The sequence below is a fragment of the Methanofollis formosanus genome, from assembly GCF_019633745.1.
Lineage (GTDB): Archaea > Halobacteriota > Methanomicrobia > Methanomicrobiales > Methanofollaceae > Methanofollis > Methanofollis formosanus.
The window spans coordinates 304,663-330,317 of the sequence record NZ_CP037968.1 but is presented as its reverse complement, the minus strand read 5'-3'; the positions used below and the strand labels follow the sequence as shown (position 1 = coordinate 330,317).

Genomic DNA, 25,655 nt, shown 5'->3' with positions numbered 1-25,655 from the left:
CAGAAGAGAAAGGTGAATGATATGGTACAGGAAATCTTGAAAAAACTCTCCGATGCCCACGGGATCTCCGGGAACGAGGGAAGCGTCGCCGCGGTCATCAGGGCCGAGGTCGCACCCTTCGTCGACGAGGTCAGGGAAGACCCAATGGGCAACCTCATCGCCGTCAAGAAGGGCGACGATTTCTCGATCATGCTTGCGGCGCACATGGACGAGATCGGGCTGATGGTCAAATACGTCGATGAGAAGGGCTTTGTCAGGTTCGTCACCATCGGCGGCTGGTACGACCCCACGCTGTACGCCCAGCGGGTCGTGCTCCACGGGACGAAGGGCCCGGTCTACGGCGTGGTCGGCGGTAAGCCGCCCCATGTGATGAAAGAGGAGGACCGCAAGCGTCCGCCGAAGGTGGACGATATGTTCATCGACGTCGGTGCAAAGTCTGCTGAAGAGGCCGCAGCCCTCGGGATCGAGGTCGGCACGCCGGTCAGCATCGACCGGGAGTTTTGCGCCCTCGCAAACAAGCGGGTGACCGGGAAGGCCTTCGACAACCGTGCCGGGTGTGCGATGCTCATCGAGACGCTCAAGACGGTCGAGTCGCCGCACACCATCTACGGCGTCTTCACCGTGCAGGAGGAGGTCGGGCTGAAGGGGGCAAAGACCGTCGCCTACAACCTCAATCCCAACTGCGCCATCGCCACCGACACCACGATCCCGGGCGACCACCCTGGCATTGAAAAGAAGGACGCTTCCCTGGAGATGGGAGCCGGTCCGGTGATCACCATCGTCGACAGCAACGGCCGCGGGCTCATCGCGAACCGCAAGGTCGTCGCATGGCTGCGGCAGGCGGCCGAGGCGAAGGAGGTGCCGTTCCAGCTCGAGGTCGGGAAGGGCGGGACCACCGACGCCACTTCCATCCACCTGGAGCGGGGCGGCATCCCGTCGACGACGCTGAGCATCCCGACAAGGTACATCCACTCGCCGGTCGAGGTGCTCGACCTCGCCGATATCGAGAACGGCATTGCCCTCCTTGTCGAGGCGCTGAAGTCCGAACCGGACTTCTGAATCTTTTTTTATCTCTGTCCTTCCCTCGCCGGCGCAACAACCTTACCCTCCGCCGTCCAGTAGAGAGGCATGAAGAGATCAATCGGTGCAAAGACCCTTCTGTATCCGCATCCGGTGCTGATCGTCTGCACGTACGACACCGAGGGCACCCCCAACGCCATGAACGCGGCGTGGGGCGGGATCTGCTCTTCGAACCCGCCGTCGGTCGCGGTATCGGTGCAGAAGTCGAGGAAGACCTACGAGAACCTGACGGCAAAGCAGGCCTTCACCATCTGCATCCCCTCCGCAAAGTATGTGGCGGAGGCCGACTACTTCGGGATCGAGTCAGGCAAAAACACCGACAAGATCGCCGCCGCGGGCCTGACCGCCGCGAAGGCGACGCAGGTGGACGCCCCCTACATCGAGGAGTTCCCGGTCGTCCTGGAGTGCCGGCTCACCCAGACGGTCGAGATCGGCGTCCACACCCAGTTCGTCGGCGAGATCGTCGACGTCAGGGTGGACGAGTCGGTCCTTGGTGAGGACGGCAACCCCGCGATGGAGAAGGTCATGCCCTTCCTCTACGACTCGGCGTGCCGCACGTACCACGGCGTCGGCCCCGAGATCGCAAAGGCCTTCTCGGCCGGGCGTGCCCTGAAGAAATAATATCTCTTTCAATTTTTTTTCTGGAGTATTCATCGGGGATTGGTCGTCCCCCGCCCCCTGTCTAAATGATAGGAGGGGAGGACGGCAGCTCCCTCTCTATGTTCGTAGATTATGCCTCCCCAGCCCTATCGTCATCCCGGGGGTCCGGGCGGCATTCGCCCCCGGCGAGAGCGTAGGGGGAGGCACGAGTTCAGAAGTGTTTGAGCGAGAAGATGGAGGGATCAGACATGCTGCCCTCCCCACAAAATCTTCATCGCCATCTCGCGCTGGGGGGCCACCTCAAAGCGAGATCATGCAGGTATGATCTGGCAGAATAGAGGTTTTTATTTCCCTGACAATTAGAGGATCCGCACAGAGCCCATATATATATCCCGGAACATATTTCGGGCCGTGGACACCTGAACGAGTGTCCCGCCGGGGCCGGGGAACGTGACCAGCGTGCTTCCCGGCCCCAACGTATCGCCCGAAGGCTATGGTGCTGTTGGTTATTGGGCCACTGCTCACGCACGAAGATGTGTCTCGATTCATGAAATCGGGCATATTTTTGATGCGCACCACGAGAACACGGGAGGTTATAACCAGGCCTATTCATACTGGACGGCCGACCTGATGCATACCGTGATGTGGAGTTATTTCTTTGAACACCAGAGTTCACCTGCATTTTCGTCAGATGATTACCAGGGTGACGCCACCCACGACAACGCCCGTGCCATCAGGAAAGCAAAATTGAATGTGTCCCAGTATGTCACATAGACATTACCCATCTTTTCATTTTTTGAGGATAGAACCTCATGTCTGCTGATTGCTAATGAAAAAAGACCCGGAAATCCGGGAGGCATCCATGACCAACGAAAAACGAGACCGAAATGTAAGAAGAGTGTTTCTCATCTTCTGCATCGCCTTTATCCTCTTCGTGGCATATGCAGGATACGGGTTGTACTGGGAGAGTACGAACCCTCTGTTTCTCACGTTATATCCCATAAATGAGAGCGAAACAGCAGATGGTATCATCGCCCACCTCACCGAAGAGGACTTCGAAAAGTGGCCATCCCTCGGGAAAGCGATCAGGGAAAAAGATCACAGTGTCACTGCATTGGATCTGTATGAAAACCGTTCCGCACACCGAGAATTTTATCAGGAGTACATTTACAACGAAACTGCTGAAAAACCAATTTATGTTGAATATGAGGGAGAATACTTCTATATCAGGACAATTTACCAGTGATGCTGTACCTTGTTGATCATAGAGGTCATCCCAAAGTTCTCTAGTGCCCACTCCCCTCCGAAGATAGATGCAGATGATGGGGTAAAATTCACAATGATAAAAAAAAGACCCGGAAATCCGGGAGGCATCCATGACCAACGAAAAACGAGACCGAAATGTAAGGAGAGTGTTTCTCATCTTCTGCATCGCCTTTATCCTCTTCGTGGCATATGCAGGATACGGACTGTACCGGGAGAGTACTGATCCTCCCACTCTCAGGGTATTCCCGGTAAATGAGAGCGAGACAGAGGACGGCATCGTCGTCCACCTCACTGAAGAAGATTTTGAGAAGTGGCCGTCACTCGGGAAAGCATTCAAAGAAAATGATGATAGTGTACCGGCACCAGAACTCAAATCATCTCCAGCGCTTGAAGAGTTTGGTCGGGAGTACGGCTACAATCATACAGCCAATAAGCCCATTTATGTCGAATATGAGGGGCAATATTTCTACATCCGGACATCTATCCACTGAGATCGCATCCATTGCCTATTGTATTCGATTCTATGCGGAGGTGAACCCTCATGTCCAGGGCAGAGGAGGACACCCGGATCTGTTGATAAAAAACTCGGCTTTGTAGAAATTATCTTGATGGTTCTCGTCGACGGGGGGGCCGGCCGCCCCCCGAACGTGAGCATGAGAGAAGGCGATGAATTCAGTTCACCGAGGGGGTTGAGGTGATGAAAAGAAGATGGTCTCTACAGAGCCGATATTCCACTGATTTATACATTTTCACCCCGGCCTCAGGTCATTCTTCTTTGTTGAACGGATTCACTATCTCAAGTGTACATATCCTGGAAAAGTCATCCTCGTTCCGGGTGACAAGTGCACAGTCGTGAACCACTGCAGTGGCCGCAATAACGGCATCAGCAAGTCTCATCCCATATGTTCGGCGCAAATGGATAGAAGTGTCCGCAATTCTTTCTGTCAAAGGGTATACCTCTGCAGATCGGATGAAATCTTCAGCCATATCGTAGCCTGTCGGGGTGTGCTTTTTCCATCCAAGAAACTCGATCTTTGTGATGATCGAGATGCGAAACGAGGAGGTCAACATATCGTCAACCTCATCCAGGCTCTCAGATGGTATGGCATCTGCAAGATAATAGATGAGAATATTGGTATCGAGGAGGAAACGTCTCATAGTCGGTCCCATTCATCCCGCATCTTTCGAAGTTCATCTTTCAGATCGACCTTGAGGGATCGATATATTCCTCGATATTTTTCGGGTTCCCTGATCCCGCACTCTTTTTCTACAGATTTTTCAATACCCAGTGAGTACCAGAGATCAATAGGTACAATCACTCCAGTCCTTCGTCCCTCTGCATCATAGATATACTGCACCCGCATGCCCGGTTCCTCCTCATTATAGGGCAATAGTTCTTCCATGCTGATTATCATATCCCTATGGTGAATCAGAGGAGGAACCAGATCTTAATATCTTCCATTGAACGCAGATCCCAGAGACACTCAATCTACGGCTTTGTAGAAATGATCTTGATGGTTCTCTTCGCCGAGGGGGTCGGCCGCCCCCGGGTGTGAGCATGAGGGAAGGCGACGGATTCAGTTCACCGAGGGGGTTGAGGTGATGAAAAGGAGATGGTTTCTTGCCGCCCCACCTGAAGGGATCTCACCTGCTCCCTCCTGCCACCCGCCAACGAGGGGGAAGGTGATATGAGCGCGAAGCGGCAAGATTATGAGGCCAACCATCCCGAGGGAAGATGCAGATGAACAAAGTCTATGTGATCGGGCACAAGCACCCTGATACCGACAGCATATGCAGCGCCATCGGCTATGCCGAACTCCTCAACCAGAGCGAACCCGGAAAATATGTCGCGGCCCGATGCGGCGGCGTCAACCCTGAGACCAGGTTCGTGCTCGACCACTTCGGCGCAGAAGAGCCGTATTTTATCGAGAGCGTCGAGCCGAACGTCTCCGACCTCCCGTACACCTACCCGATCAGCGCCCGCGCCGACGTCCCGACCATCGAGGTCGTCGCGAAAATGGACGAACAGGGCGTGCGGAACATGCCGATCGTCGACGACGACGACCGTCTCCTCGGTCTGGTCAGTGAACACGGCCTCGCCCGCGCCTATGTGACCAGGACCAGGATCGAACAGCTCTCCATCACGCCCATCAAACTCGAGACCCTCGCAAAGATCCTCAGCGCCGAGATCGTCGTCCCCGGCCCAGACCTCCTGGAGGGGAAGGTCTACATCGCCATTGACGCTCTTCATGTCTCGCTCTCCAGACTGGGCGCACGGGACGTCGCCATCGTCGGCGACAACGAGCCGGCGCAACTCGCTCTCATCTCGGCCGGGATCGCCGCCCTCATCATCGCCGACGCCTCGCCGGTCGGCGACCGCGTCATCCATGCCGCCCAGGCCGGCAACATCGCCGTGCTCTCGACCGCTCTCGACGCCTTCGGCGTCGGGAAGATGATCAACCTCTCCCTCCCGGCGAGCATGGTGATGGCCACCGATATGCCCAGGGTGGGGATGGCCGACCCCCTCGAGTACGTCAAAGGCATCGTCTCCAACTCCAAGTACCGGACGGCCTGCGTGGTCGGGGCCGACGACCGTCTCCTCGGGATGATCTCGCGCAACACCTTCGTCGACGAGATCAACAAACCGGTGATCCTGGTCGACCACAACGAATATTCGCAGGCGGTCGACGGGATCGAGAAGGCTGACGTCCTCGAGATCATCGATCACCACCGCATCGGGGCGTTCACGACCCTCAAGCCGATCCGGTTCCTCAACGAACCCGTGGGTTCGACCTCGACGATCGTCACCCGCAAGTTCATCGAGGCGGGAGTCGAGCCCGACTCACGGATGGCCGGCCTCCTCCTCTCCGGCATCCTCTCCGACACCCTGGTGCTGCGGATGTCCACGACGACGCCCGAGGACCGGAAGGCCGTCGACTATCTTGCCGGGATTGCCGGCGTCGACCCCGAGGAGTACGGGACCGAGATGGTCCAGCAGGGGATCGAAATCAGGGACGTCCCGCTCCACGACCTCCTCCTCAGGGACACCAAGCACTACAACCTCTTCGACCGCACGGTAGTCATCGCCCAGGTGATCGTCCCCTCCTTTGAATACAGCACCGAAAGGGCCGACGAGATCAGGGGCGTCCTCGAGGGGCTGCGGGCCGAGGCCGGGGCCGACATCTTCGTCGCCCTCTTCACCAACGTCTTCGAGAACGCCAGCGACCTCTTCGTCGCCGCCGACGAGGTAACCCTGGCAAAACTGGGAATGACCGGCCAGCCCCTCCGGCTGGAAAACGTGATGTCGCGCAAGAAAGATTTCCTCCCGCAGTTTGGGAATATGCTGCGGGGGCTCTGAATATTTTTTCTCCCGCGTTCTCTTCCCGAGAGTTTTTGGCCGGGTTCGCAACCGCCCGGCGCAAGGTGGGCGTGTCGATAACGGTTCAGTGTTCCTGCTGACTCCAACCGATTTCTCGCACCATTGGTGCGAGTTTTTTTGGAAACCGTTCCCGGCTTACACCTGATACCAGGGCTCTGTGGAATTGTTCATGAAGCGAAAGCATGCCGCTTCATCGCCGCCCCTCTGCTATCTTCGTTGTGGGAGGTCCGGGGGTGCAACTCCCGGCGTGAGACGACGGTGAAGATCCTGCAAGAAGGGCGGCACATCGGATCATCACGCCTTTCCAAACATCGGTGCTGGGGGCGCTGCCCCCGATGCCGGGATGAGGATGGGACCGGGAAGGCAAAGAGGGGGAATCGTTCCCTCCCCCACAGAAGATAGGTCTGAGGACAGGGTATCGTCTTGCAACACAATATGATGATGAGCGTGTGGATCCCGCTGATTTCTCCAACCAGTGGTTGGAGTTTTCGCGTTCATGGTACTCCAGGAAAACAAGAGAAGATTTTGGCCTTGTAGAATTGCTCATGAGGGGAAAGCACGCCTCAAGCATACGTGATGAAAATATCATACCAGAACTGGATCGATTCTTGATCCTCATCCTTGCGTTCGAGGAGTGAATCGAAGTCGAGCATCATGCCGCCCCTCGGCTATCTTCGTCGTGGGGGTCCGGGGGGTTTCCCCCCGGCGCAAGATGGCAGGGAAATCTCGACGATTGGGGGCGGCCGATCCATCAGAAGAATTTTTCTATCCTCTGCGTATTGGCTTCAACGGGATATGGCGAGTTCAAACTCTCATGCAAACACGGAGAGATAATCATCAGGATCATTTTCATGGTAAATCCTCACCTTTTCTTCGTTTGAGTAGATTCAACCGCCTTCCCCCATGCTCACGCCAGGGGCTCTGCCCCCGGATCCCCGGGACGAAGATTGGGCCGGGAAGGTGCCATCAATGACCATGAAGAGGGAATTGCTGTCCTACGCCTATCTTCGCGCGGGGGGTTCGGGGGGCGGCCAGCCCCCCGGCGAAGAGAACCAGCAAGATGATTTACCATGAAAATGATCCAGACGTCAATTCTGGAGTTATGGATGAGAATTCGAAGACACCAATTTCCTTCATACCCGATATACGGAGAACAAAACCACCCTCAGAACGATCAGGCGCTCAGCCTTCACAAGCCCTATCGTCATCCCGGGAGTCCGGGGGCAGCGCCCCCGCCGCGAGGGTGCGGGAAGGCGCGATGATCAGGCGTGCCGCCCTCATCGCACGATCGTTCCTGCCGTCTCGCGAGAAGATAGCCGAAGGGCGGCGATGGATTGAGGTCTCCACCAATTTTCCGGTCTTGAAAAGAGCGATCAAGCGACGAGAGATTTTCATTCCGTATGCTTGAGCCGCGGGTTCATGTCCAATTCTACAGAGCCAGGATTTTCCTCCTTCATCCTCTCAGTTAGTCCTCTTTCTCCCCGATTTCGTAATGTTTCCTGAGAAACTCCCGCACCTTGTCTGACTCGATGTACCCGGCGTCCAGGTCGTCGACGAGGCGGTTGATGCACCTGACCTGCTGCATCACGATCTCGGCGTCATCGCAGGCATTCATTTCGGCGACGGCCAGGATGACCTGGAGGGGGTTACGGATCTCGTCGTTGAGGATGGCAAACTGCTCGAGGTTCTGTTCTATCCGGGCGAACGCCTCTGCCTTGAGATGTTCGGTCTGCTTCTTCTCGGTGATGTCCCTCGCGATGGCGAGGAGATAGGGGCCTGATTGCAGGTCAAACCTGGTGAGAGTGACTTCGGTATCGGCATAAGAACCGTCACTCCTCTGGTCGCGCCACTCGAACGTGGGAGATGCCCCCGCGCATGCCATTGCATAATACTCTTCGATCGCCTCGGCGGACCGTCTGCCGTCAGGCTGAAATTCGGGAGCGAAGTCGAGAGGAGAGCGAGAGATCGCCTCATCTCTCCGGCACCCGAGCATCTGCAGCGCCCTCTGGTTGCACCTTGAAAACCGTTTCTGGTGGATGACATAGATGGCATCGTTGGCCGAGTGGAACAACTGCCGGTATTCTTCTCTGGACTCCTTGAGTTCCTCTTCGTATCGGTTTTTTTCAGCGGTATACTCCTCGAGGAAGGAGAGGAGGTCGTTGACCGATGCTGAGAGCATGGTCATCTCGTTGGTCTTACCGGGAGGAAGGCGGCGGGAGAAGTCCTGGTCTTCTCTGATCGCCGCAACGGTTCTGCTGATATCTTCGAAACGGCGGATAACGGAGTAATAGATGATGCCGACGAGAAGAAGGCCGGATCCTGCGCTGATTGCGATGATGACACCGATGAGGGAGGAGACGACAGCAAGATGGCTGGCGTACAGGTCTCTTGGGACGTCGATCCGTGCGAAGAGTGCCGGTCTACCGGCGATGTCGGTGAAGAGCGTCATCCCCGTGATCGTCGATCGGTCGGCCGATCGGATGACCGCCGGGGTGTTCTCCTGGTCGGGGAGTTGGGGTTCAGCAATGCCGGCGAATGCAGCAGGATCGTCGGGCGGGAAGAATACGACCGGCAGGCCGGTGACCTCCCGGATCCTGGCGATCTCGTCCTCGGTGAAAAACCGTCCGAATACGAGCATCCCCTTTGCCGGACCGTCCCCTGAACTCCTGAGAACGGGTGCGGCCGAGAACATCATCGGTCCCTGGGGGAGGAGGACCAACCCGGAAGCGACCTCTCTGGAAGAACCGTGTGCTGTGGCAAGGTTGTTCGCACGCAGGTGCGTGAGGAGGGCGGGGGCCGGCCGGACAATGCTCTCGTTTGAACGGTTGTATCCGGCCCCATAGATGAGGGTGCCTTCGGCGTCAAAGATCAGGATCGTATCGAGGCGCGATGAGCTGAAGGTCTCGGGGACCATATTCGAGGTGAGATAGGACTTTTCCTGACTCTGTACAAAGGCATAGGTATCGTCCCAGGTAGCGTAGTCCTGACAGAGGAGTGCAAGGTCGTCCTGCAGGGCTTTGAGCCCGTGCTTCACAAGGGTGCAGTCCTCGACCATCGCTGACGTCTCGGAGGTCTCAAGGTTCTCGTCGAGGAGAAGGTGGGTGGCTCCGAAGATACCGGTGACCAGGGCAAGTGCCGTACAGATGGTGACAAGGACAATGAATGTCAGGATCTTCATGATATCTCTGATGCGGCGCACCGATGCTGACAGGCCGGTTTTCAGAGGGGATCGCTGTCAGCAGTGCCGCCTGCCCCCAATACGTCTTAATCGGAGGTTATACTATTTTAAGAATCCGCATATTTTTTCTGGTGATTTAATAGAATTTATATCATATTTGTTGGTATTTGATGTCCCTTCAGAGGATAACTTATAGATCTTCTCGGATTTTCAGGATGCTCGTTCTTCCAGGGGGTCCAGGGGCAGAGCCCCCGGCTAGAAGATGGGTGAAGGCGATTGAATCATACTCGATCCAAAAAATTGAGGGTTTACCAGGAGATCATCCCAAAACTCTTCGGCCTTGCTATGTGACGAGAAGACGTTTCAGAAGTACGGTTTCGTTCAAGAGCGTGCTGCCGCCCCACTCCTATCTTCTTCGGGGGGGTCCGGGGGGTCCCCCCCGGCGGGAGAAAGCAAGGAAACATGCTTTCTTCTCTCGGTGGGTGGCACGCCTGATCAGTCCAGATACTTTTGGGATATGCTCTATGAAAATGATTCAGAAGATCCTCTCTTCAGGTTTGCCTGAGCGTTTGAACTCGCCATATCCCTTTGAAGCCGATACGAAGAGGATAGAAAATTCTTCTGATGGATCGGCCGCCCCAAATTGTCAAATCTTTCCCACAATCTCGCACGGGGGAAAAACCCCACGACAAGATAGCCAGGGGGCGGCGATGGAACACAATCCCCATCGGTTCTTCAGTCTTGAATAAGAGCGATCAAGCGACGAGAAATTTTCATCGCGTATGCTTGAAGCGTTCTCTCGCCTCATGCAGAATTACCATGAATATGATCCTAGCGATGAACCCGAGAGGTCTGCATGGGGATTTCTTCTCACCGGAATCCCTCACAACTGATATACGAAGTACAGAATCTCCCTCAGAATGATCGGCCGCCCTTCAATCGCAGAATCTTTTCCGGTATTTCGCGAGAAGATAGGGCGGGGGCGGCAATGAAGTGACGGTCCCATCTGGTGTCCTGCTCTGAAGAAGGAACACGGATCCAAACACCCTGGAAAACCACGATCATTTTCATCCCGTATGCTTGGGCCCCAGGGTCATGCCCGATTCTACAGAACCCCAGAACCCTCACTCCTCATTTTCTCCGATCTGATAGTGTTTTCTGAGGAACTCCCGCACCTTGTCGGACTCGATATAGCCGCGGTCCAGTTCGTCGACGATCTCGTTGATCGCCCTGACCTGTCTGAGGACCGCCTCGGCATCATCGCCGCCGTTCAGTTCGGTGAGAGCCTGGATGACCTGGAGAGGATTCCTGATCTCATCGTTGAGGACGGCGAACTGCTCGAGATTCTCTTCGATCCTGGCAAATGCCTCTGACTTCAACTGTTCGAGTTGCTTGCGCTCGGAGATGTCCCTGTTGATCGCAAGGAGGTACGATCCGGACGTCAGGTCGAAGCGACTCAGCGTTACCTCGACATCGAGAGGGACGCCGTCTATGGTGAGGTACTGCCACTCAAAGCATGGGGACTCCCCATTATAGGCCCGGGCGATGTACGCGTCCAGAACCTCTTTTGATCGCCTCCCGTCTGGCTGCTGATCAGGTCCGTAGGCAAGCGGCGAGGTCTGGATCATACTCCCCTTCCTGCGCCCGAGCATCTCTGCGGTCATGGAGTTGCAGTCGATGATCCGCTCCCTGTCGATTATGCAGATGGCGTCCTTCGCCGACTCGAAGAGAGTGTGGTACCGCTCCTCGGACTGCCGGATCGTCTGCTCGTAGTTCTCGCGCTCGGCAAGATGGTTCTCCAGATCTGCAAAGAGTTCGTTGACCGAGGAGGCAAGAAGGTTCATCTCCTTCACCTTTCCCACCGGAAGGCGACGTGAATAGTCCCGGTCCGCCCGCACCGCCTCAACGACAGCGGACATCCTCCTGAAATGGGAGATGAGCGAGCGGTCGAGGATCAGGATGATGAGGATCCCGCCGATCGAGGAGATGAAGATGATCAAGAGGACAAAGGTGTAGATGGCATCCAGCCCTCCGAAATAGAGGTCCCGCGGGAGATCGATCATCACGATGAAGTCAGGGGATCCCCTGAGGCCCGGCACGGTGATGACGCCCGATATATTCTTGCGGTCGGCCGATATCCCGATCTCGGTCCTGTTGGTAACCCGTGAACCGGGATGAGCGACACTGAATGTGGTCCGCTCGCCCGGGCTGACGAGAGAGATCGGCATCATGGCGGCGTCCGAGATCTGCTGCACCATCTCCCTGTCGAGTTGCCGCCCCATGACCAGTGTTCCGACCTGAGGGCCCGCACCCGAACCCCTGAGCACCGGTGCGGCGGCGACGATCGAGGGGCCCTGCGGGAGGACGACGATCCCTTCGGTGCTCTCGTCGACCGCCGTCAGGTTCAGACGCCTGGTTTCGGAGAGGAGGATCTGGCGGTCAGGCGTCTCGTTCACCTCCCCGAAGGAGAGATGGACTATCAGCATCTCATTTCTGTCAAAAATAAGGAGCCAATCGATCTGTGATTCGATAAAAGTCTCATTGAGAAAATGATATTCAAAATCGGAGGTTTCGGCATAACCCAGATGGGTATAGGTCTCGTCCCACGTCGCGTAGTCGCCCGCAAGGAGACCGAGATTCTGCACCTCGCTGTCGATATGACTCTCAAGCAGGTCGCAGGCTCTCTCGACTGCGGCCTTCTCGACATCGTCCAGATCTTCGAGCAGCAGATAGTGTGAGGCCAGGACGATGCCGCTGATCAGGGAGAGCGTGATCAGGACGATCACGAGTGCGACATGGGTGCGCAGTTTCATTGAACTGTTCCTCGATTATGAATGCTCTGTCTCCGCCTCCTTTTAGAGAGGATCGACACGACTGCGGGGCGAGTGCGGACGCATCAGCTTAACAGTGCGGGTTTCTGATACTTAATTGAAGTGATCTGAGGGGCTCTGAATATTCCCGGATTCGAGAAAGTCAGCTCAATTCTGCGGATGCATAGGCCCTTTGCACGGGTATCAGAGATCGAAAGAACGAGAAATAACCTCGATGTTCTGGAGAAGAGATCAAAAACACAGACGCCCCGGCTGGGATTCGAACCCAGGTCGAAAGCTCCGGAGGCTCTCAGGATATCCACTACCCTACCGGGGCCTGCTTATACTAGTTGTCTCGCCGAATATAAAAAGTAGTGGGCCACTCAGAGGTGGCGGACATGATAGAGGTTCCAGATCTTGCAGGCGCCCTCGTGACTGACCATGCACGGGCCGACCGGCGTCCGTGGCGTGCAGACCTTCCCGAAGAGTTTGCAGTCGGTGGGTTGGGCCACGCCGCGCAGCACCCGGTCGCAGATGCACCCCGAGTGTTTTTCCACGTGTTTGATCTCGATCCCGAACTTTTCCTGCGCGTCGTACTGCCTGAACCCGGGCTTGAGTTTCAGCCCTGACTTCGGGATCACCGGGAAGCCGCGCCATTCCACGTCGACCGGTTCGAAGACCTCGTACATCAGGTCCATCGCCTTTCTGTTCCCCTCGCGGTCGACCGCGCGCGGGTAGGCGTTCTCGACCTCGTGGCGCCCTTCCTTCACCTGCTTCACCAGCATCAGGAGACCGAGCAGGATATCTTCGGCCTCGAACCCGGCGACGACCTGGGGGACCGGGAAGTGTTCGTATTCCTCGTAGCCGGTGACCACACAGACGTGACCAGGGAGCATGAACCCGTCCAGGGAGGCCTCGCCCTGTTCGAGCAGCCACTGCATCGCCGGCGGGACGAGGCGGTGACAGGAGAGAATAGAGAAGTTCGCCGGAGGGCGGGCGAGGATCGTCGCCGCGACCGTCGGCGCCGTCGTCTCGAACCCGACCGAGATGAAGACGACCTCTTTGTCGGGGTTCTTCTCCGCGATCTCCACGGCCTTGTGGATGCCCTGCACCACGCGCACGTCTCCGCCGCACGACTCAAGAGAGCCTTTCGTGCCCGGCACTCGGAGAAGGTCACCGTAGGTGGCGACGATGCACCCTTTTTCCACAAACTCGAGGGCGGCGTCGATCTCGCCCTGCGGGGTGATGCAGACCGGGCAACCGGGCCCCATCACAATCTTCAATCCCTCGGGGAGGACGCTGCGCAGTCCGGTCCGTGCAATGGCCGCCTCGTGCGTGCCGCAGATATGCATGAAAGTGTAGTCGCGGTCCACCAGGTCATGGAGCGCGGCCTTCAGTTCGTCTCCTGTTGCCATGGAATCCTCATAGTTTAATATGCCTTCCAGAGCATAAGTGTACCTATGGGAAACGCCCTGTACGCCATTCTTCTCCTCTTTACCGGGCTGATTGGATCGGTAATCCTTTACTGGACCTATCACCTGCTGCTGAAGCGTGCCGAGCGGACGGAATCGAAGATCGACGACATCCTGGTCGCGGCGATGGGTAAACCCCTGGTCATCACCGTGCTTGTCGTCAGCATCTACTTCTCGGTCCTCTTCTCGGATCTCATCCCGGCACAGTACGCCTATATCCTGGACTCGAGGTACCTCAACGCCTTCTATATCGTCATCGGTGCCTGGGTGGCCTCGAGTTTCTCGTACAACTTCATCCATCTCTATGGCAGGTGGATGTCGGCGCGGACCGAGAGCGAGATCGACGACCGGATCATCGAGGTGCTCGAGGTCGTGGTGAAGTACGTCATCTGGTTCATCGCCTTTCTTCTCATCCTCAGCACCCTGGAGATCGATATCACGCCGCTCCTCGCGGGCGCCGGGATCGCCGGTGTCGCCGTCGCCCTCGCGGCGCAGGACATCCTCTCCAACTTCTTCGGCGGTGCGCTCATCGTGATGGACAAGCCTTTCCAGGTGCGGGACCGGATCAAGATCGACGGATATCTCGGCGATGTGGTCAGCATCGGGCCGCGCAGCACCCGCATCCAGACCCTGGACTATCAACTCGTCACCATCCCCAACTCCATGGTTGCAAACTCGGTCATCACCAACTACGCCCTCCCTGAGACGCGGCTCAAGATCAAGATCCCGGTCTCGGTGGCGTACGGCACCGACGTCAAGCGGGTCAAGGCGATCCTCCTCGAGATCGCCGACGAGGCCGTGGATAGGTCGGCGGCGGTGCTCAGGTACCCCCCACCGAGCGTCTACTTCCTGGAGTTCGCCGATTCAAGTCTGAACTTCGTGCTGATCGTCTGGGCGAAGGCCTTCAACATGAGCTGGGAGGTGCAGGACTTCATCAACACCAGGATCGACGAGCGGTTCAGGGAAGAGGGGATCGAGATCCCGTTCCCGCAGATGGACGTGCATTTCAGGAAGGACTGAAAGGAGGCTTTATAGAATCGGGCATGAACCTGGGGTTCAAGCATACTGGATGAAAATTTCTCTTCGCTTGCTCTCTTTTTTTCACGACTGGAGAACCCGTGGAGACCTCACTCCATCGCCGCCCCCGCCCCTATCTTCGTGTGGGGGGTTCCGGGGGGCAACGCCCCCCGGCGCGAGACGGCGGTGAAGGGTCTGCGATGGGGAATGGAAAGCGGAAAAGAGATCATGAAGCGTAGGTTGTCATCCCCGTCGCCCTCTTCGTGCGGTAGAATGATGGGCGACGAAAATCCAGGAAGAACGATCGATCAGGACGGTCTCGTCCGGCGCCACCCAATCCTTTTATATCATCGGGACTTCCCATGAACCGGCGAGTCCGATGCACCGTCTCATCAGGCTGCTGGTCCAGGTCTCGAGAGCGCTCTCCTATGTCCTCGTCTTCTCTCTTGGCGTCCCGATTCTCCTCGACCTGGCGCTGGGTCTCCAGGGTGCTCCGCTGCTCGCCCTGGTCACCTCGAGTCTGATTTTCCAGGCGGCCGCGGCCGCCGTCGGGGTCTCGCTCGGCCTTCCCCCGGCCCTCATCCTCCTGGTCATGACCTCCTTCGCCCTCGGGATGGTGCTTGCGATCTTCCAGATCTGCGACACCTTCTCCGAACAGTCCGAACGGGTCAACCGGTGGATCGAGGGGATCGGCGAGAAGGCGAAGAAGATCACGATCCTGGACAAATACGGCGCCTACTCGCTCATCTTCATCTCCTGGCTCCCGGGCCTGGGGCTGTACGCCTGCCCGGTCATCGCCTGGATCTTCGGGTGGGACCGGAGATATTCGGTGCTCTTCATCCTCATCGGATGGATCCTCGCTTCCCTTGCCGTACTCGTCACTTCTCTCGGGCTCGTCAGTATCGTCTTCTGAAGCCGAAGGGCGGAAAGATTTATTCACGGGCATGACCCAGTGAGGCCGTCCATCACCAGACCCGACCGGCACACCGTCTTTCAGCGCTCGACACACCGTTCGTCTGGAAACAGGACGTCGGAGGGAAAAAATGGAAGAAACCGGTGGTCCTCCAGGATACGAGGGCTTTGAACTGCCGTGGTGGGCCGTGGTGCTCGAGGGGATCGCGGCCCTTGTCATCGGGATACTCCTCCTGACCAGTCCGGGCGTCACGATGGTCGTGATTGTCCAGTTCCTCGGGATCTTGTGGCTCTTCGGAGGAGTCCTGGCGCTCATCGGCGCGGTATCGAACCGTGAGAACAGGGGATGGAACATCCTCTCGGGGGTACTCGGGATCCTCGCCGGGATCGTGATCCTGCTCTATCCCATCTATGCCCCGTTCGTGCTCCTGGCCTTTCTGATCATCGTGCTCGGGATCTGGGGGATCGTGTACGGGATCACCAGACTCGCCTGGGCCATGCGGGGCGGGGGCGTTGGGACCGGGGTCCTCGGTCTTCTGAGCCTGATCTTCGGGATCATTCTCATCTTCAACCCGCTCATCGGCGCCGTGACGCTCCCGTTCGTCTTCGGGGCCTTCGCCGTCGTCGGCGGGATCGTGGCGATCGCGGCCGGGATCAGGGCGAGGTGAAAAGATATATGAGATGACCGCATGGCAGAGGCGATCGCGGAGGAGAGACCATGCCTGAACCGTTCAAAGGAGTGATCAACCTGGACATCAGGGACTCGGTCCCTGACTGGACCCCCTACGAAGCCCCCACAGCGCCGAAGGATGCACCGAACGTCCTGATGATCGTCCTCGACGACGTCGGGTTCTCAGCGTTTTCCTGTTACGGCGGCCTGATCGAGACGCCGAACATCGACCGCCTCGCCGGAGACGGACTTCTGTACACCCAGTGGCACACCACCGCCCTCTGCTCGCCGACCCGCGCCTGCCTGCTCACCGGCCGCAACCACACCACCGCCGGCATGGCCTGCATCGCCGAGGGGACCACCGGATTTCCGAACTCGAACGGACACATCCCCTTCGAGTGCGCCACCCTTGCCGAGGTGCTCGTCGAGGCGGGGTACGGCACCTGTATGCTCGGCAAGTGGCATCTCTGTCCCGAGGAGGAGATGCACCTCGCCTCGACGCGGCGCAACTGGCCGGTCGGCCGGGGGTTCGAGCGGTATTACGGTTTCCTGGGCGGCGAGACGAACCAGTATTTCCCGTCTCTCGTCTCGGACAACCAATCGGTCGACCAACCCGCGACGCCTGCGGAGGGGTATCACCTCACCGAAGATCTCACCGACGAAGCGATCACGTACCTCCGCGATCTCAGGCAGATCGATCCGCACAAGCCCTTCTTCATGTACTACGCTCCCGGCGCCACCCATGCCCCGCACCATGTCCCGAAGGACTGGATCGAGCGGTACGCCGGGAAGTTCGACGAGGGCTACGAGCACTACCGGGAGGAGGTGCTGGCGCGCCAGAAGGAGATGGGGATCGTCCCGCCTGAGACCGAACTCCCGCCCATCAACCCGATCGGCACGCCCGAGAGCAGAGAAGGGCCTGACGGAAAACCCTTCCCCGAGACCGACCACACTCTCCCCTGGGACTCGCTCGCAGACGAGGAAAAGCGACTCTTCTCAAGGATGGCCGAGGTCTATGCCGGGTTCCTCAGCCACACCGACCACCAGATCGGCAGGATCATCTCATACCTGGAGGAGGCCGGGGAACTGGAGAACACGCTCATCGTCCTGGTCTCTGACAACGGGGCCAGTGCCGAGGGCGGCCCATACGGTTCGGTCAACGAGAACAAGTTCTTCAACGGGATCCCGGAGAGCCTGGAAGAGAACCTCACGATGCTCGACCTCCTCGGCGGCCCGGAGACCTACAACCACTACTGCAACGGCTGGGCGATGGCCTTCAACACGCCCTTCAAGATGTGGAAACGCTACTGTTATGCCGGCGGAATCGCCGACCCCCTCATCATGCACTGGCCGAAGGGGTTGCGGGCAAGGGGCGAGGTGAGGCACCAGTACCACCATGCCGTCGACGTTGCCCCGACCATCCTGGAATGCATCGGGCTCAAGATGCCGGAGGCCGTGAAGGGCGTCACCCAGTGGCCGCTCGAAGGGGTGAGCATGCGCTACTCCTTCGACGCACCGGGTGTTGAGAGCCGCAAAGAGACCCAGTATTACACGATGCTCGGGAGCCGGGGGATCTGGCACCGGGGCTGGAAGGCGGTCACCACCCACCCGACGCTCTCGGGCTGGGGCCGGTTCATGGAGGACACCTGGGAACTCTACCATACCGATATCGACCGTTCGGAGGTGCGAAATCTCGCGGAAAAATACCCTGAGATGCTCGAACACCTCAAGGCCCTCTGGTTCCATGAGGCCGGGCGGTATGGCGGGCTTCCGCTCGACGACCGGCCGGCGATCGAGGTGCTCACCTCGCCCAGACCACAACCGGCGCCGCGGCGAAACCTCTTCGCCTACTATCCGGGGACAAACCCGGTGCCCCAGGCGGTGGGGGTGAATATCCGCAACCAGTCGTACGCCATCGCCGCCGATGTGGAGATCCCGGACGGCGGCGCCGAGGGCGTGCTCTTCGCCCAGGGCGACACCTTCGGCGGGCATGCCCTCTATATCAAGGACAACCATCTCCATTATGTCTACAATTTTGCGGGCAGCACCGTGCAGCAGGTCAGCAGTTTCGTTGAGGTGCCGGAGGGAGCGGGCATCCTCTCGGCCGTCTTCACCAAAACCGGCGAAGAGCCGAAGGGGACGGCCCACGGCCGACTTGCGCTGTACATCGACGACAGGATGGTGGGCGAAGGGGAAATCAAGACCCAGCCCGGAAAATTCTCGCTCAGCGGCGGCGGGATCAGTGTCGGGCTCCAGCGGGGAAGTCCGGTGACCGCGGACTATCCGGGCGAGCGCCCCTGGCAGTTCACCGGGACGCTGAAGAAAGTGCTGGTGGACGTGAGCGGGGAGCCCTATGTCCACCTGGAGACCGAAGGTGAGGCGATGATGAGCCGTGAGTAAACGGCTCGGAGTCTTATATGGGGGGAATGAAACGATGGCATTCGGACCGGTACAGCTCTTCGTGATCGGGTTCAAGGACCCCGACTTTCACGGAGAGATCCTGGAACAGTTGAGAAAAGTGCGAGAGGAGGGGTTGCTCAGGCTCATCGATCTCCAGTTTGTCTGGAAGGACGAGGACGGGAATATCTCCTCCTTTGAGGCGACTGACCTCACCGACGAGGAGGCGGCACGCTTCGGCGCCGTCATCGGCGGGCTCATCGGGTACGGCGCCGCCGGCCGGGAAGGGGCGCGGGCCGGCGCGGAGGCCGGCGCGATGGCCGTCTCAGAGCGCGACCTCGGGCTCACCGAGGACGACCTTGAGGACATCAGTCTCTCGATCCCGTCGAACTCCGCCGCGGCGATCATGCTCGTCGAGCATAGATGGGCGCTCGAGCTGCGGGACGCGATCAAGTCGGCGGGCGGTGTGGTCCTCACGCAGGGGATGCTGACGCCCGAAGTCCTGATAAGCGTCGGCGCCGAACTCGCCGAGGCGGTGGAGGCGGCCGAGGAAGAAGAGAAGAAGATGAAGGTCCCGCTCGCCGCACGGTGAGGGGGCCGCACGGTAAGGGCCGGGGGGGGAGAGATGGAAGGGCCGGCGGGACTGAAGAAATGGGGCGTTCTCGTCGTCGTCTGCCTGGCCATCTTCATCATGGTCATCGACACGACCATCATGAACGTCTCGATCTCGGCCCTCGTCGTCGAACTGGACACCACGGTCCCGGCGATCCAGTCGGTCATCGCGATCTATGCCCTGATCATGGCCTCCTTCATGCTCTTCGGGAGCAGGATGCAGGACGTGATGGGGCGAAAACGCGCCTTCCTCTTCGGGGTGGTGCTGTACGGCATCGGCACCTTCGTCGCCTCGATGAGCTGGAACCTCGGGGTGCTGCTCGTCGGGTGGTCGATCTTCGAGGGGGTGGGGGCGGTCTTCATGATGCCGGCGACGGCCACCTTCCTCACCGCCGCGTATACGGGGCGGGACCGGGCCGTCGCCTTCGGGGTCTGGGGCGGGGTCGCCGCGGCCGGGGCGGCCTTCGGCCCGATCATCGGGGGGTACCTCACCTCCTTCTATTCCTGGCGCTGGGCCTTCAGGCTCGAACTCCTGGTCGTTGTCGTCATCCTCCTCGCCTCGGTCCTCCTCTCGGGCTCGAAGCCGACCGAGCGATTCAGGAACCTCGACTTTGTCGGGACTTTTCTCTCCTCCGCCGGGCTCTTCCTCATCGTCATCGGGATCCTCCAGCTCAAAAACCTGGGGGTGTGGCGGGTCATCCCCATCTTCATCGGGGGCGGCCTCCTCCTGCTGGCGATCTTCTTCTGGTGGGAACGGCGGCTGAAGCGGACCGGGCGCACACCGCTCGTCGAGATCGATCTCTTCTTCGACCGGATGTTTCTCGTCGGCAACATCGTCGGCAGTCTCCAGACCGCGGTGCTCGCCGGCTTCCTCTTCATCATCCCGGTCTTTCTCCAGTCGGTCACCGGCATCGGGGCCTTCGAGACCGGGATCGCTCTGCTCCCGATCTCGATGGCCGTCTTCATCGTCTCGATCGGAGGGGCCAGACTCTCGACGGCGGTCGACCCGAAATATCTCGTCCTCATCGGGATGGGACTCGGGATCTGGGGTACGGTGATGCTCAGGGACGTCTTCGGCGTAGAGACGACGGCCGCCATGATCGTTCCCGGTTCCGTGGTCTTCGGGGTCGGGATGGGGCTCGTCCTCTCCCAGATCACCAACCTCACGCTCTCGGCCGCCCCTGAAGAGGAGCAGACCGACGCCTCGGGCGTGTTGAACACGACCAAACAACTCGGTACATCGGTGGGGACCGCCCTTATCGGGGTCATCCTCCTCATCTCGATCTTCTCCGGCCTCCTCGCCTCCCTCGACGCCTCCGGGTACTTCGAGGGGATGGAGAAGGAGGAGATCGCGGTCGAGATCGATCGGTGGGTCGAGAAGATGGAGACCGGAACGCCGGAAGAGATCCCGGCGCCGGTACTTGCGGAGGCCGAGCGGGTCGCGGACACCTCCATCAGTCAGGCGATGCGTTCCTCGTTCGATGCGATCGCGGCCCTTCTTTTCATCGGATTTTTTGCCTCTCTCCTGATCCCGCGGGTGGGGAGGGAGAGGGGGCGGTAAGGGTTTGAGTGTCGGCGGAAGGTGCGGCCGGATACCGTTTGAGATGTCACCGGGGAGCTATCGGCTCAATGGATTTACATGACGATTTGAACTCACGCAATCTCATTGAGACCACTACACAGAGGATAGAAACCCCTTCAGAATGATCGGCACTCTGCCTTCCCTCCCCTATCGCCATCCCGGGGGTCCGGTGGCTGCGAGCGATAGCGAGTTTGAGAAGATCTTTGATCTTCGAAGAGCCCCCGGTGCGTATGGTGTGGGAAGGCACGATGATCAGACGGGCCGCCCCCATCGCAGATTCTTTCCTGGAATCTTGCTCCGGGGGGCGTTGCCCCCCGGCCCCTCCCACGACGACGATAGGGGGAGGCGGCGATTGAACACGATCCCTACCGGTTCTTTAGTCTTGAAAAAGAGCGATCAAGCGACGAGATATTTTCATCCGGTATGCTTGAGCCGGGAGTTCGTGCCCGATTCTCCAGAGCCAATCGAGCGATCGTCTCCAGACCCCTCAAAAGTCTTATCACTCCGTGATCCCATTGGACACTTCGAAGAGGATGACCAGGATCTTCATCGACACCAACCTGTTCCTCGGGCTGTACGGATCGGACGAGGATTTTCAGACGGTCATGGGAGAGATCGAACGGCTGAAACCCGACCTGATCCTCCCCGAGACCGTCCTCGACGAGTACCTCCGCAACAGGGACCGGCTCCTCGCACACCACGCGAAAGAGCTGAGGGCCGCGGCTGGGGCCGTCCTGAAGCCGCCCTCTTTTCTCAGGGACTCACCGGAGGTCGCCGTCTTCGAGGAGGCGGCCGATAGGTACAGCCGTTCTCTCCTGGCACTCGCCGACGAGGTCGAGGCGATGATCGCCGAGAAGAGGAACGACCCGGTCTGGGCAGCCATCGAGCACCTCGCCACCGACCCTGAGGTGCGGGTGATCCGGTGGAGCGGCGAACACCTGAGCCGGGCCCAGAGCCGCAAACTCGTCGGCAACCCCCCGAAGAACGAGCGGGGCCAGACCGTTGGGGACGAGGTGATCTGGGAGATCCTCCTCGACGAGGCACACGACGACCTCGTCGTCATCACCCGCGACCAGACCTACAAGAACCACCTCTCCTTTCTCATCCACGAGTTCAGGCAACGGACCGGCCACTGCCTCACCATCGACGACCGGATCTCTGCGGCGCTGCTGGCGACCGGCAGGGAACCGTCCGGGGCGCTGCTCAGGCTCGAAGGTGGCGGGTGAGACCCGACCGTCATCCCCCGCCGCGGTCGGTGAACATTCATATACTCCGGCGTCAAGGCTCTCACACCGGGGGGATGGAATATGAGAGCGGTACTGGCAGAAGAGAGGAGATATGAGGAACTTGTCGACCTGGCAGGGGAGGCCTATCTGTACGGCTACCCGCTGACCGAGTGCGTCCGCACCATGATGAAGATGGCCCGCGGGGTTGAGGGGGGGATGGGTGCCCCGGTGAACACCTTCTGGCACGCCGACCGGTTGCTCGATCCTGCGTTCAGGCAGGTGGTCTCGCCCAACAACGACACCCTGTACTCGGTCGCGGTCGTCGACCTCGGGCCCGAACCGATGGTCCTCCATGTCCCCGACACCCAGGGGCGCTACTATGTCATGCAGTGCGTGGACGCCTGGACGAACAACTTCGCCTATATCGGCCGGCGGGGGACCGGGACAGAGGAGGGTGCCTATGCCCTTGTCGGGCCCGGATGGGAGGGAAGTCTCCCGGAGGGCATGACCATGGTCAGGGCGCCGACCGATCTTGTGGGCATCATCGGGCGGACGGCGGTGAACGGACCGGGGGACGTGCCCGCCGTCCGTGCCCTTCAGCAGCAGTATACCCTCGCCCCGCTCCGCGCCTGGCCCGGGCCCGCCCGGGACGCCGGAGAACGGCGCCCCGGAGACTGGCCACTGCCCGCCCCCCGTCCGGGCGTCAGGGCCGACCTCCTGGTCTGGGAGGAGATGCGGGTCTGGATGCAGGCCTACCCGCCCCCTGCCGGGGAGCGCGAGTTCCTCGACCGCTTCGCTCCCCTGGGGCTCACCGATCCGAAGAGCCCGTACCTCGATCCCGAACCCGAGATCGCCGCGGCGCTGACGATGGGCCGGATGGCGGCCGAGAAAGCGATCCGGGCGTACATCAGGACCTCCCTCCCCAAGATCAACGGATGGCTGTACACCACGCACCTCTGGGACTACAACACCCGTTTCTTCGAGGTCGGGACGGTGCAGGAAGAGTCCTGGACCACCGAGGACTTCATGCGCCGTGCGGCGGCGGCACGGGCCGGGCTCTTCGGCAACCACGGCTACGAGGCGGCGTATCCATGGACCTACGAGGACGTCACCGGCGAACTCCTCACCGGCGAACGCCGCTACCTCCTCCACTTCGACCGCCTCCCGCCGGTCGGCGCCTTCTGGTCGGTGACGATGTACTCCTCGCCCGACTATATGCTGGTCGAAAACCCTCTCGGCCGCTATTCCATCGGCGACCGGACACCCGGACTGAAGTATCATGACGACGGTTCGCTCGACATCTATATCCAGCACGACTCGCCGGGCCCGGAGAAGGAATCGAACTGGTTGCCGGCGCCGGAAGAGGCGTTCAGGCCGATCATGCGGATGTACCAGCCGGACCGGGCGGTCCTGGACGGTTCATACCTCCTCCCCCCGATCCGCCGGGTCGGGTGAGAGGACATCCTGCCGCCGGGTGCAGCGAAACAACCATCATCTCCCCCGCCTCTTCTCCACCATCATGGGGGGACTTCAAGTATGGAACCAGAACGGATCTCATATCATGCGTCGGTGAAAAAGGCGTACGAACGCCTGAAAAAAGACGGCATCTCGAATGTCTGGGACCGGTACGAGGCCCAGGGGTTGGGCGGCGATCCGGACCAACGGTGCGCCTTCTGTACCGGCGGCGTCCGCTGCGACTTCTGCTCCAACGGCCCCTGCCGGGCCGACGCGGCACAGGACAAACGCGGGGTCTGCGGGATCTCGGCCGACGGGATGGCGATGCGGATGATGCTCCTGCGCAACGTGATGGGCGCTTCGACCTACCACTATCACTGCGAGCAGACGGTGCGGACGTTGCGGGAGACGGCCCGCGGCAGGACGCCGTACCGGATCCGGGAGCCTGAAAAACTCGCAGATTTTGCTAGAAGACTTGGCGTCCTGACCGGCGGCGAGGATGCGGAGGTGGCGTTGCGCCTCTGCGACTTCCTGGAGAAAGACTTTCACCGGCACTCTGAGGAGGAGAGCGTGATCGTTGAACGACTGGCGCCGCCCGAACGGAAGAAGGTCTGGCGCGACCTCGGGATCTTTCCTGGCGGGATCTATGGGGAGATGATGCGCACCACCAGTTCGTGCCTCACGAACGTGGACGGGTTCTATCTCTCCCTCGCCAAAAAGGCGCTGCGCCTCGGGGTGGCGATGGCCTACCAGAGCCAGGTCGTCCTCGAAGCCCTGCAGGACTGCCTCTTCGGGACGCCGAAGCCCCACCCGATCCGGGTCGACCTCGGCGTCCTGGACGCCGACTATGTAAACATCCTCCCGAACGGCCACGAACCCTTCCTCGGGTTCGCGCTGGTGGAGCGTGCCAGGGACCCGGCCTGGCAGGCGGCGGCAGAGGAGGTCGGGGCGAAGGGGATCCGGGTCATCGCCAACATCGAGACCGGGCAGGAGATGGTCCAGCGTCTCAAGATGGACGAGGTCTTCTGGGGGTATACCGGCAACTGGATCATGCAGGAGGCGGTGCTCGCCACCGGGGCGGTCGACGTCTTTGTGGCCGACATGAACTGTTCGCTCCCGCTCGACCCGGCGTATGCGGAGAAGTACCGGTTCAGGCTGGTCCCGGTCTCCGAACTCGTCGCCTTCGAGGGGGTCGAGGAACGGGTGGACTATGACCCGGTGCTGGCCGATGCGCAGGCGGCCGGGTTGCTCCGGATGGGGATCGAGAATTTCAAAGAGCGGCACGGCACCGTCGAACCGCTCGCCGGTCTGCCGGTGGGCGAGGCGGTCGCCGGGTTCTCGCCGGAGAGCATCGTCGCCGCCCTCGGCGGAAGTCTCGCTCCGCTCCTCGACGCGATCAAGGACGGGAGCATCCAGGGCGTCACCGCCCTCGTCTCCTGCACCACCCTGCGGGACAGCGGGCAGGACGTCCACTCGGTCGCGGTGGCCAGAGAACTGATCAAGCGCGACATCCTCGTCCTCTCGATGGGCTGCGGGAACGCGGCGATGCAGGTCGCGGGCCTCTGCTCGCCTGAGGCCGCCGCGGAGGCCGGGCCAGGGCTGAAGAAGATCTGCACCGCGCTCGGCATCCCGCCGGTCCTCTCCTTTGGCACCTGCACCGACACCGGCCGGTGCGCCGACCTCGTCGCAACGATCGCCGACGCCCTCGGGGGGGTGCCGGTGACCGCTCTCCCGGTGGCGGTGGCGGCGCCCGAATACATGGAGCAGAAGGCGACGATCGATGCCATCTTTGCCCTTGCCTTCGGGATGTACACCTACGTCAACCCGGTCCCGCCGGTGACCGGTGCGCCGGACCTCGTGGCCCTGCTCACCGACGGGATCCGGGATGTCACCGGCGGCGTGCTTGCCCTCGAGAAAGACGCCGCGGCGGCGGCCGAGGGGATCGCCGGACACATCAGGGAGAAGAGAGCGGGGCTTGGAATCTGAGAGGAGGTGAAAT

Annotated in this window: 20 protein-coding genes and 1 tRNA gene; 15 read left to right on the top strand and 6 right to left on the bottom strand. The window is 59.9% G+C overall.

The window, feature by feature from the left end:
- The first annotated feature begins 21 nt into the window (after positions 1-21).
- The 5 genes from E2N92_RS01340 to E2N92_RS01320 all read left to right on the top strand — a co-directional run bounded on the left by E2N92_RS01340 (position 22) and on the right by E2N92_RS01320 (position 3,437).
- A complete protein-coding gene (locus E2N92_RS01340; RefSeq protein WP_220681908.1) occupies positions 22-1,059 on the top strand; it encodes a M42 family metallopeptidase in 1,038 nt (345 codons plus the stop codon).
- A gap of 69 nt (positions 1,060-1,128) precedes the next feature.
- Positions 1,129-1,701, top strand: coding sequence for a flavin reductase family protein (locus E2N92_RS01335; protein ID WP_220681907.1), 573 nt, complete (start codon positions 1,129-1,131; stop codon positions 1,699-1,701).
- Positions 1,702-2,130: 429 nt separating this feature from the next.
- On the top strand, positions 2,131-2,454 hold the full coding sequence (locus tag E2N92_RS01330) for a hypothetical protein (protein WP_220681906.1): 324 nt from the start codon (positions 2,131-2,133) through the stop codon (positions 2,452-2,454).
- Positions 2,455-2,509: 55 nt separating this feature from the next.
- Positions 2,510-2,926, top strand: a complete 417-nt coding sequence (locus tag E2N92_RS01325) for a hypothetical protein (protein WP_220681905.1) — start codon at positions 2,510-2,512, stop codon at positions 2,924-2,926.
- Positions 2,927-3,056: 130 nt separating this feature from the next.
- The gene (locus E2N92_RS01320) at positions 3,057-3,437 is read left to right on the top strand and encodes a hypothetical protein (protein ID WP_220681904.1); all 381 of its coding nucleotides are present in this window, start codon (positions 3,057-3,059) and stop codon (positions 3,435-3,437) included.
- A 274-nt stretch (positions 3,438-3,711) separates the two neighbouring features.
- Here E2N92_RS01320 and E2N92_RS01315 read toward each other — a convergent pair whose 3' ends face one another.
- Together E2N92_RS01315 and E2N92_RS01310 are read right to left on the bottom strand one after the other, a co-directional pair.
- On the bottom strand, positions 3,712-4,116 hold the full coding sequence (locus E2N92_RS01315; protein ID WP_246589271.1) for a type II toxin-antitoxin system VapC family toxin: 405 nt from the start codon (positions 4,114-4,116) through the stop codon (positions 3,712-3,714).
- Positions 4,101-4,361, bottom strand: a complete 261-nt coding sequence (locus tag E2N92_RS01310) for a hypothetical protein (protein WP_220681903.1) — start codon at positions 4,359-4,361, stop codon at positions 4,101-4,103. Before E2N92_RS01310 ends, E2N92_RS01315 begins: the two co-directional genes overlap by 16 nt.
- A gap of 326 nt (positions 4,362-4,687) precedes the next feature.
- Here E2N92_RS01310 and E2N92_RS01305 point away from each other — a divergent pair, with 326 nt between their 5' ends.
- Positions 4,688-6,304: a putative manganese-dependent inorganic diphosphatase gene (locus E2N92_RS01305; protein ID WP_220681902.1), complete on the top strand. Its 1,617-nt coding sequence runs from the start codon at positions 4,688-4,690 to the stop codon at positions 6,302-6,304.
- A gap of 1,486 nt (positions 6,305-7,790) precedes the next feature.
- On the opposite strand, the gene E2N92_RS01300 is transcribed toward E2N92_RS01305, so the two are convergent.
- The 4 genes from E2N92_RS01300 to hypD all read right to left on the bottom strand — a co-directional run bounded on the left by E2N92_RS01300 (position 7,791) and on the right by hypD (position 13,728).
- Positions 7,791-9,503 (bottom strand): CHASE4 domain-containing protein, encoded by a 1,713-nt coding sequence (locus tag E2N92_RS01300; protein WP_220681901.1) that lies wholly within the window; start codon positions 9,501-9,503, stop codon positions 7,791-7,793.
- Between the two features lie 1,124 nt (positions 9,504-10,627).
- Positions 10,628-12,316, bottom strand: a complete 1,689-nt coding sequence (locus E2N92_RS01295) for a CHASE4 domain-containing protein (RefSeq protein WP_220681900.1) — start codon at positions 12,314-12,316, stop codon at positions 10,628-10,630.
- 262 nt (positions 12,317-12,578) lie between these two features.
- Positions 12,579-12,650, bottom strand: a tRNA-Arg gene (locus E2N92_RS01290).
- A gap of 46 nt (positions 12,651-12,696) precedes the next feature.
- Positions 12,697-13,728, bottom strand: a complete 1,032-nt coding sequence (gene hypD / locus E2N92_RS01285) for a hydrogenase formation protein HypD (RefSeq protein WP_220681899.1) — start codon at positions 13,726-13,728, stop codon at positions 12,697-12,699.
- Positions 13,729-13,773: 45 nt separating this feature from the next.
- Between hypD and E2N92_RS01280 the strand changes: the two genes are divergently transcribed.
- From E2N92_RS01280 to cooS, 9 genes are all read left to right on the top strand, one after another.
- The gene (locus E2N92_RS01280) at positions 13,774-14,805 is read left to right on the top strand and encodes a mechanosensitive ion channel family protein (RefSeq protein WP_220681898.1); all 1,032 of its coding nucleotides are present in this window, start codon (positions 13,774-13,776) and stop codon (positions 14,803-14,805) included.
- Between the two features lie 376 nt (positions 14,806-15,181).
- Complete coding sequence (locus E2N92_RS01275; protein WP_220681897.1) at positions 15,182-15,715, top strand: small multi-drug export protein; 534 nt, start codon at positions 15,182-15,184, stop codon at positions 15,713-15,715.
- A gap of 130 nt (positions 15,716-15,845) precedes the next feature.
- On the top strand, positions 15,846-16,382 hold the full coding sequence (locus E2N92_RS01270) for an HdeD family acid-resistance protein (RefSeq protein WP_220681896.1): 537 nt from the start codon (positions 15,846-15,848) through the stop codon (positions 16,380-16,382).
- Positions 16,383-16,432: 50 nt separating this feature from the next.
- Positions 16,433-18,784 carry an arylsulfatase gene (locus E2N92_RS01265; protein WP_220681895.1) on the top strand — a complete coding sequence of 784 codons (2,352 nt, stop codon included), beginning with the start codon at positions 16,433-16,435 and terminating at the stop codon, positions 18,782-18,784.
- A 34-nt stretch (positions 18,785-18,818) separates the two neighbouring features.
- Positions 18,819-19,373 carry a DUF1269 domain-containing protein gene (locus tag E2N92_RS01260; RefSeq protein ID WP_220681894.1) on the top strand — a complete coding sequence of 185 codons (555 nt, stop codon included), beginning with the start codon at positions 18,819-18,821 and terminating at the stop codon, positions 19,371-19,373.
- Between the two features lie 33 nt (positions 19,374-19,406).
- Positions 19,407-20,954: an MFS transporter gene (locus tag E2N92_RS01255; protein ID WP_220681893.1), complete on the top strand. Its 1,548-nt coding sequence runs from the start codon at positions 19,407-19,409 to the stop codon at positions 20,952-20,954.
- Between the two features lie 554 nt (positions 20,955-21,508).
- On the top strand, positions 21,509-22,201 hold the full coding sequence (locus E2N92_RS01250; RefSeq protein WP_220681892.1) for a PIN domain-containing protein: 693 nt from the start codon (positions 21,509-21,511) through the stop codon (positions 22,199-22,201).
- A gap of 81 nt (positions 22,202-22,282) precedes the next feature.
- Entirely contained in the window at positions 22,283-23,656 is a 1,374-nt protein-coding gene (locus E2N92_RS01245) for a DUF1254 domain-containing protein (RefSeq protein WP_220681891.1), read from the top strand.
- Between the two features lie 81 nt (positions 23,657-23,737).
- Positions 23,738-25,642 carry an anaerobic carbon-monoxide dehydrogenase catalytic subunit gene (gene cooS / locus E2N92_RS01240; RefSeq protein ID WP_220681890.1) on the top strand — a complete coding sequence of 635 codons (1,905 nt, stop codon included), beginning with the start codon at positions 23,738-23,740 and terminating at the stop codon, positions 25,640-25,642.
- The last annotated feature ends 13 nt before the right edge of the window (positions 25,643-25,655 follow it).

Coding starts and splice junctions, on each gene's coding strand:
- E2N92_RS01340 (WP_220681908.1), top strand. CDS start 22: ATGGTACAGGAAATCTTGAAAAAACTCTCCGATGCCCACGGGATCTCC.
- E2N92_RS01335 (WP_220681907.1), top strand. CDS start 1,129: ATGAAGAGATCAATCGGTGCAAAGACCCTTCTGTATCCGCATCCGGTG.
- E2N92_RS01325 (WP_220681905.1), top strand. CDS start 2,510: ATGAAAAAAGACCCGGAAATCCGGGAGGCATCCATGACCAACGAAAAA.
- E2N92_RS01320 (WP_220681904.1), top strand. CDS start 3,057: ATGACCAACGAAAAACGAGACCGAAATGTAAGGAGAGTGTTTCTCATC.
- E2N92_RS01315 (WP_246589271.1), bottom strand. CDS start 4,116: ATGGGACCGACTATGAGACGTTTCCTCCTCGATACCAATATTCTCATC.
- E2N92_RS01310 (WP_220681903.1), bottom strand. CDS start 4,361: ATGATAATCAGCATGGAAGAACTATTGCCCTATAATGAGGAGGAACCG.
- E2N92_RS01305 (WP_220681902.1), top strand. CDS start 4,688: ATGAACAAAGTCTATGTGATCGGGCACAAGCACCCTGATACCGACAGC.
- E2N92_RS01300 (WP_220681901.1), bottom strand. CDS start 9,503: ATGAAGATCCTGACATTCATTGTCCTTGTCACCATCTGTACGGCACTT.
- E2N92_RS01295 (WP_220681900.1), bottom strand. CDS start 12,316: ATGAAACTGCGCACCCATGTCGCACTCGTGATCGTCCTGATCACGCTC.
- hypD (WP_220681899.1), bottom strand. CDS start 13,728: ATGGCAACAGGAGACGAACTGAAGGCCGCGCTCCATGACCTGGTGGAC.
- E2N92_RS01280 (WP_220681898.1), top strand. CDS start 13,774: ATGGGAAACGCCCTGTACGCCATTCTTCTCCTCTTTACCGGGCTGATT.
- E2N92_RS01275 (WP_220681897.1), top strand. CDS start 15,182: ATGCACCGTCTCATCAGGCTGCTGGTCCAGGTCTCGAGAGCGCTCTCC.
- E2N92_RS01270 (WP_220681896.1), top strand. CDS start 15,846: ATGGAAGAAACCGGTGGTCCTCCAGGATACGAGGGCTTTGAACTGCCG.
- E2N92_RS01265 (WP_220681895.1), top strand. CDS start 16,433: ATGCCTGAACCGTTCAAAGGAGTGATCAACCTGGACATCAGGGACTCG.
- E2N92_RS01260 (WP_220681894.1), top strand. CDS start 18,819: ATGGCATTCGGACCGGTACAGCTCTTCGTGATCGGGTTCAAGGACCCC.
- E2N92_RS01255 (WP_220681893.1), top strand. CDS start 19,407: ATGGAAGGGCCGGCGGGACTGAAGAAATGGGGCGTTCTCGTCGTCGTC.
- E2N92_RS01250 (WP_220681892.1), top strand. CDS start 21,509: ATGACCAGGATCTTCATCGACACCAACCTGTTCCTCGGGCTGTACGGA.
- E2N92_RS01245 (WP_220681891.1), top strand. CDS start 22,283: ATGAGAGCGGTACTGGCAGAAGAGAGGAGATATGAGGAACTTGTCGAC.
- cooS (WP_220681890.1), top strand. CDS start 23,738: ATGGAACCAGAACGGATCTCATATCATGCGTCGGTGAAAAAGGCGTAC.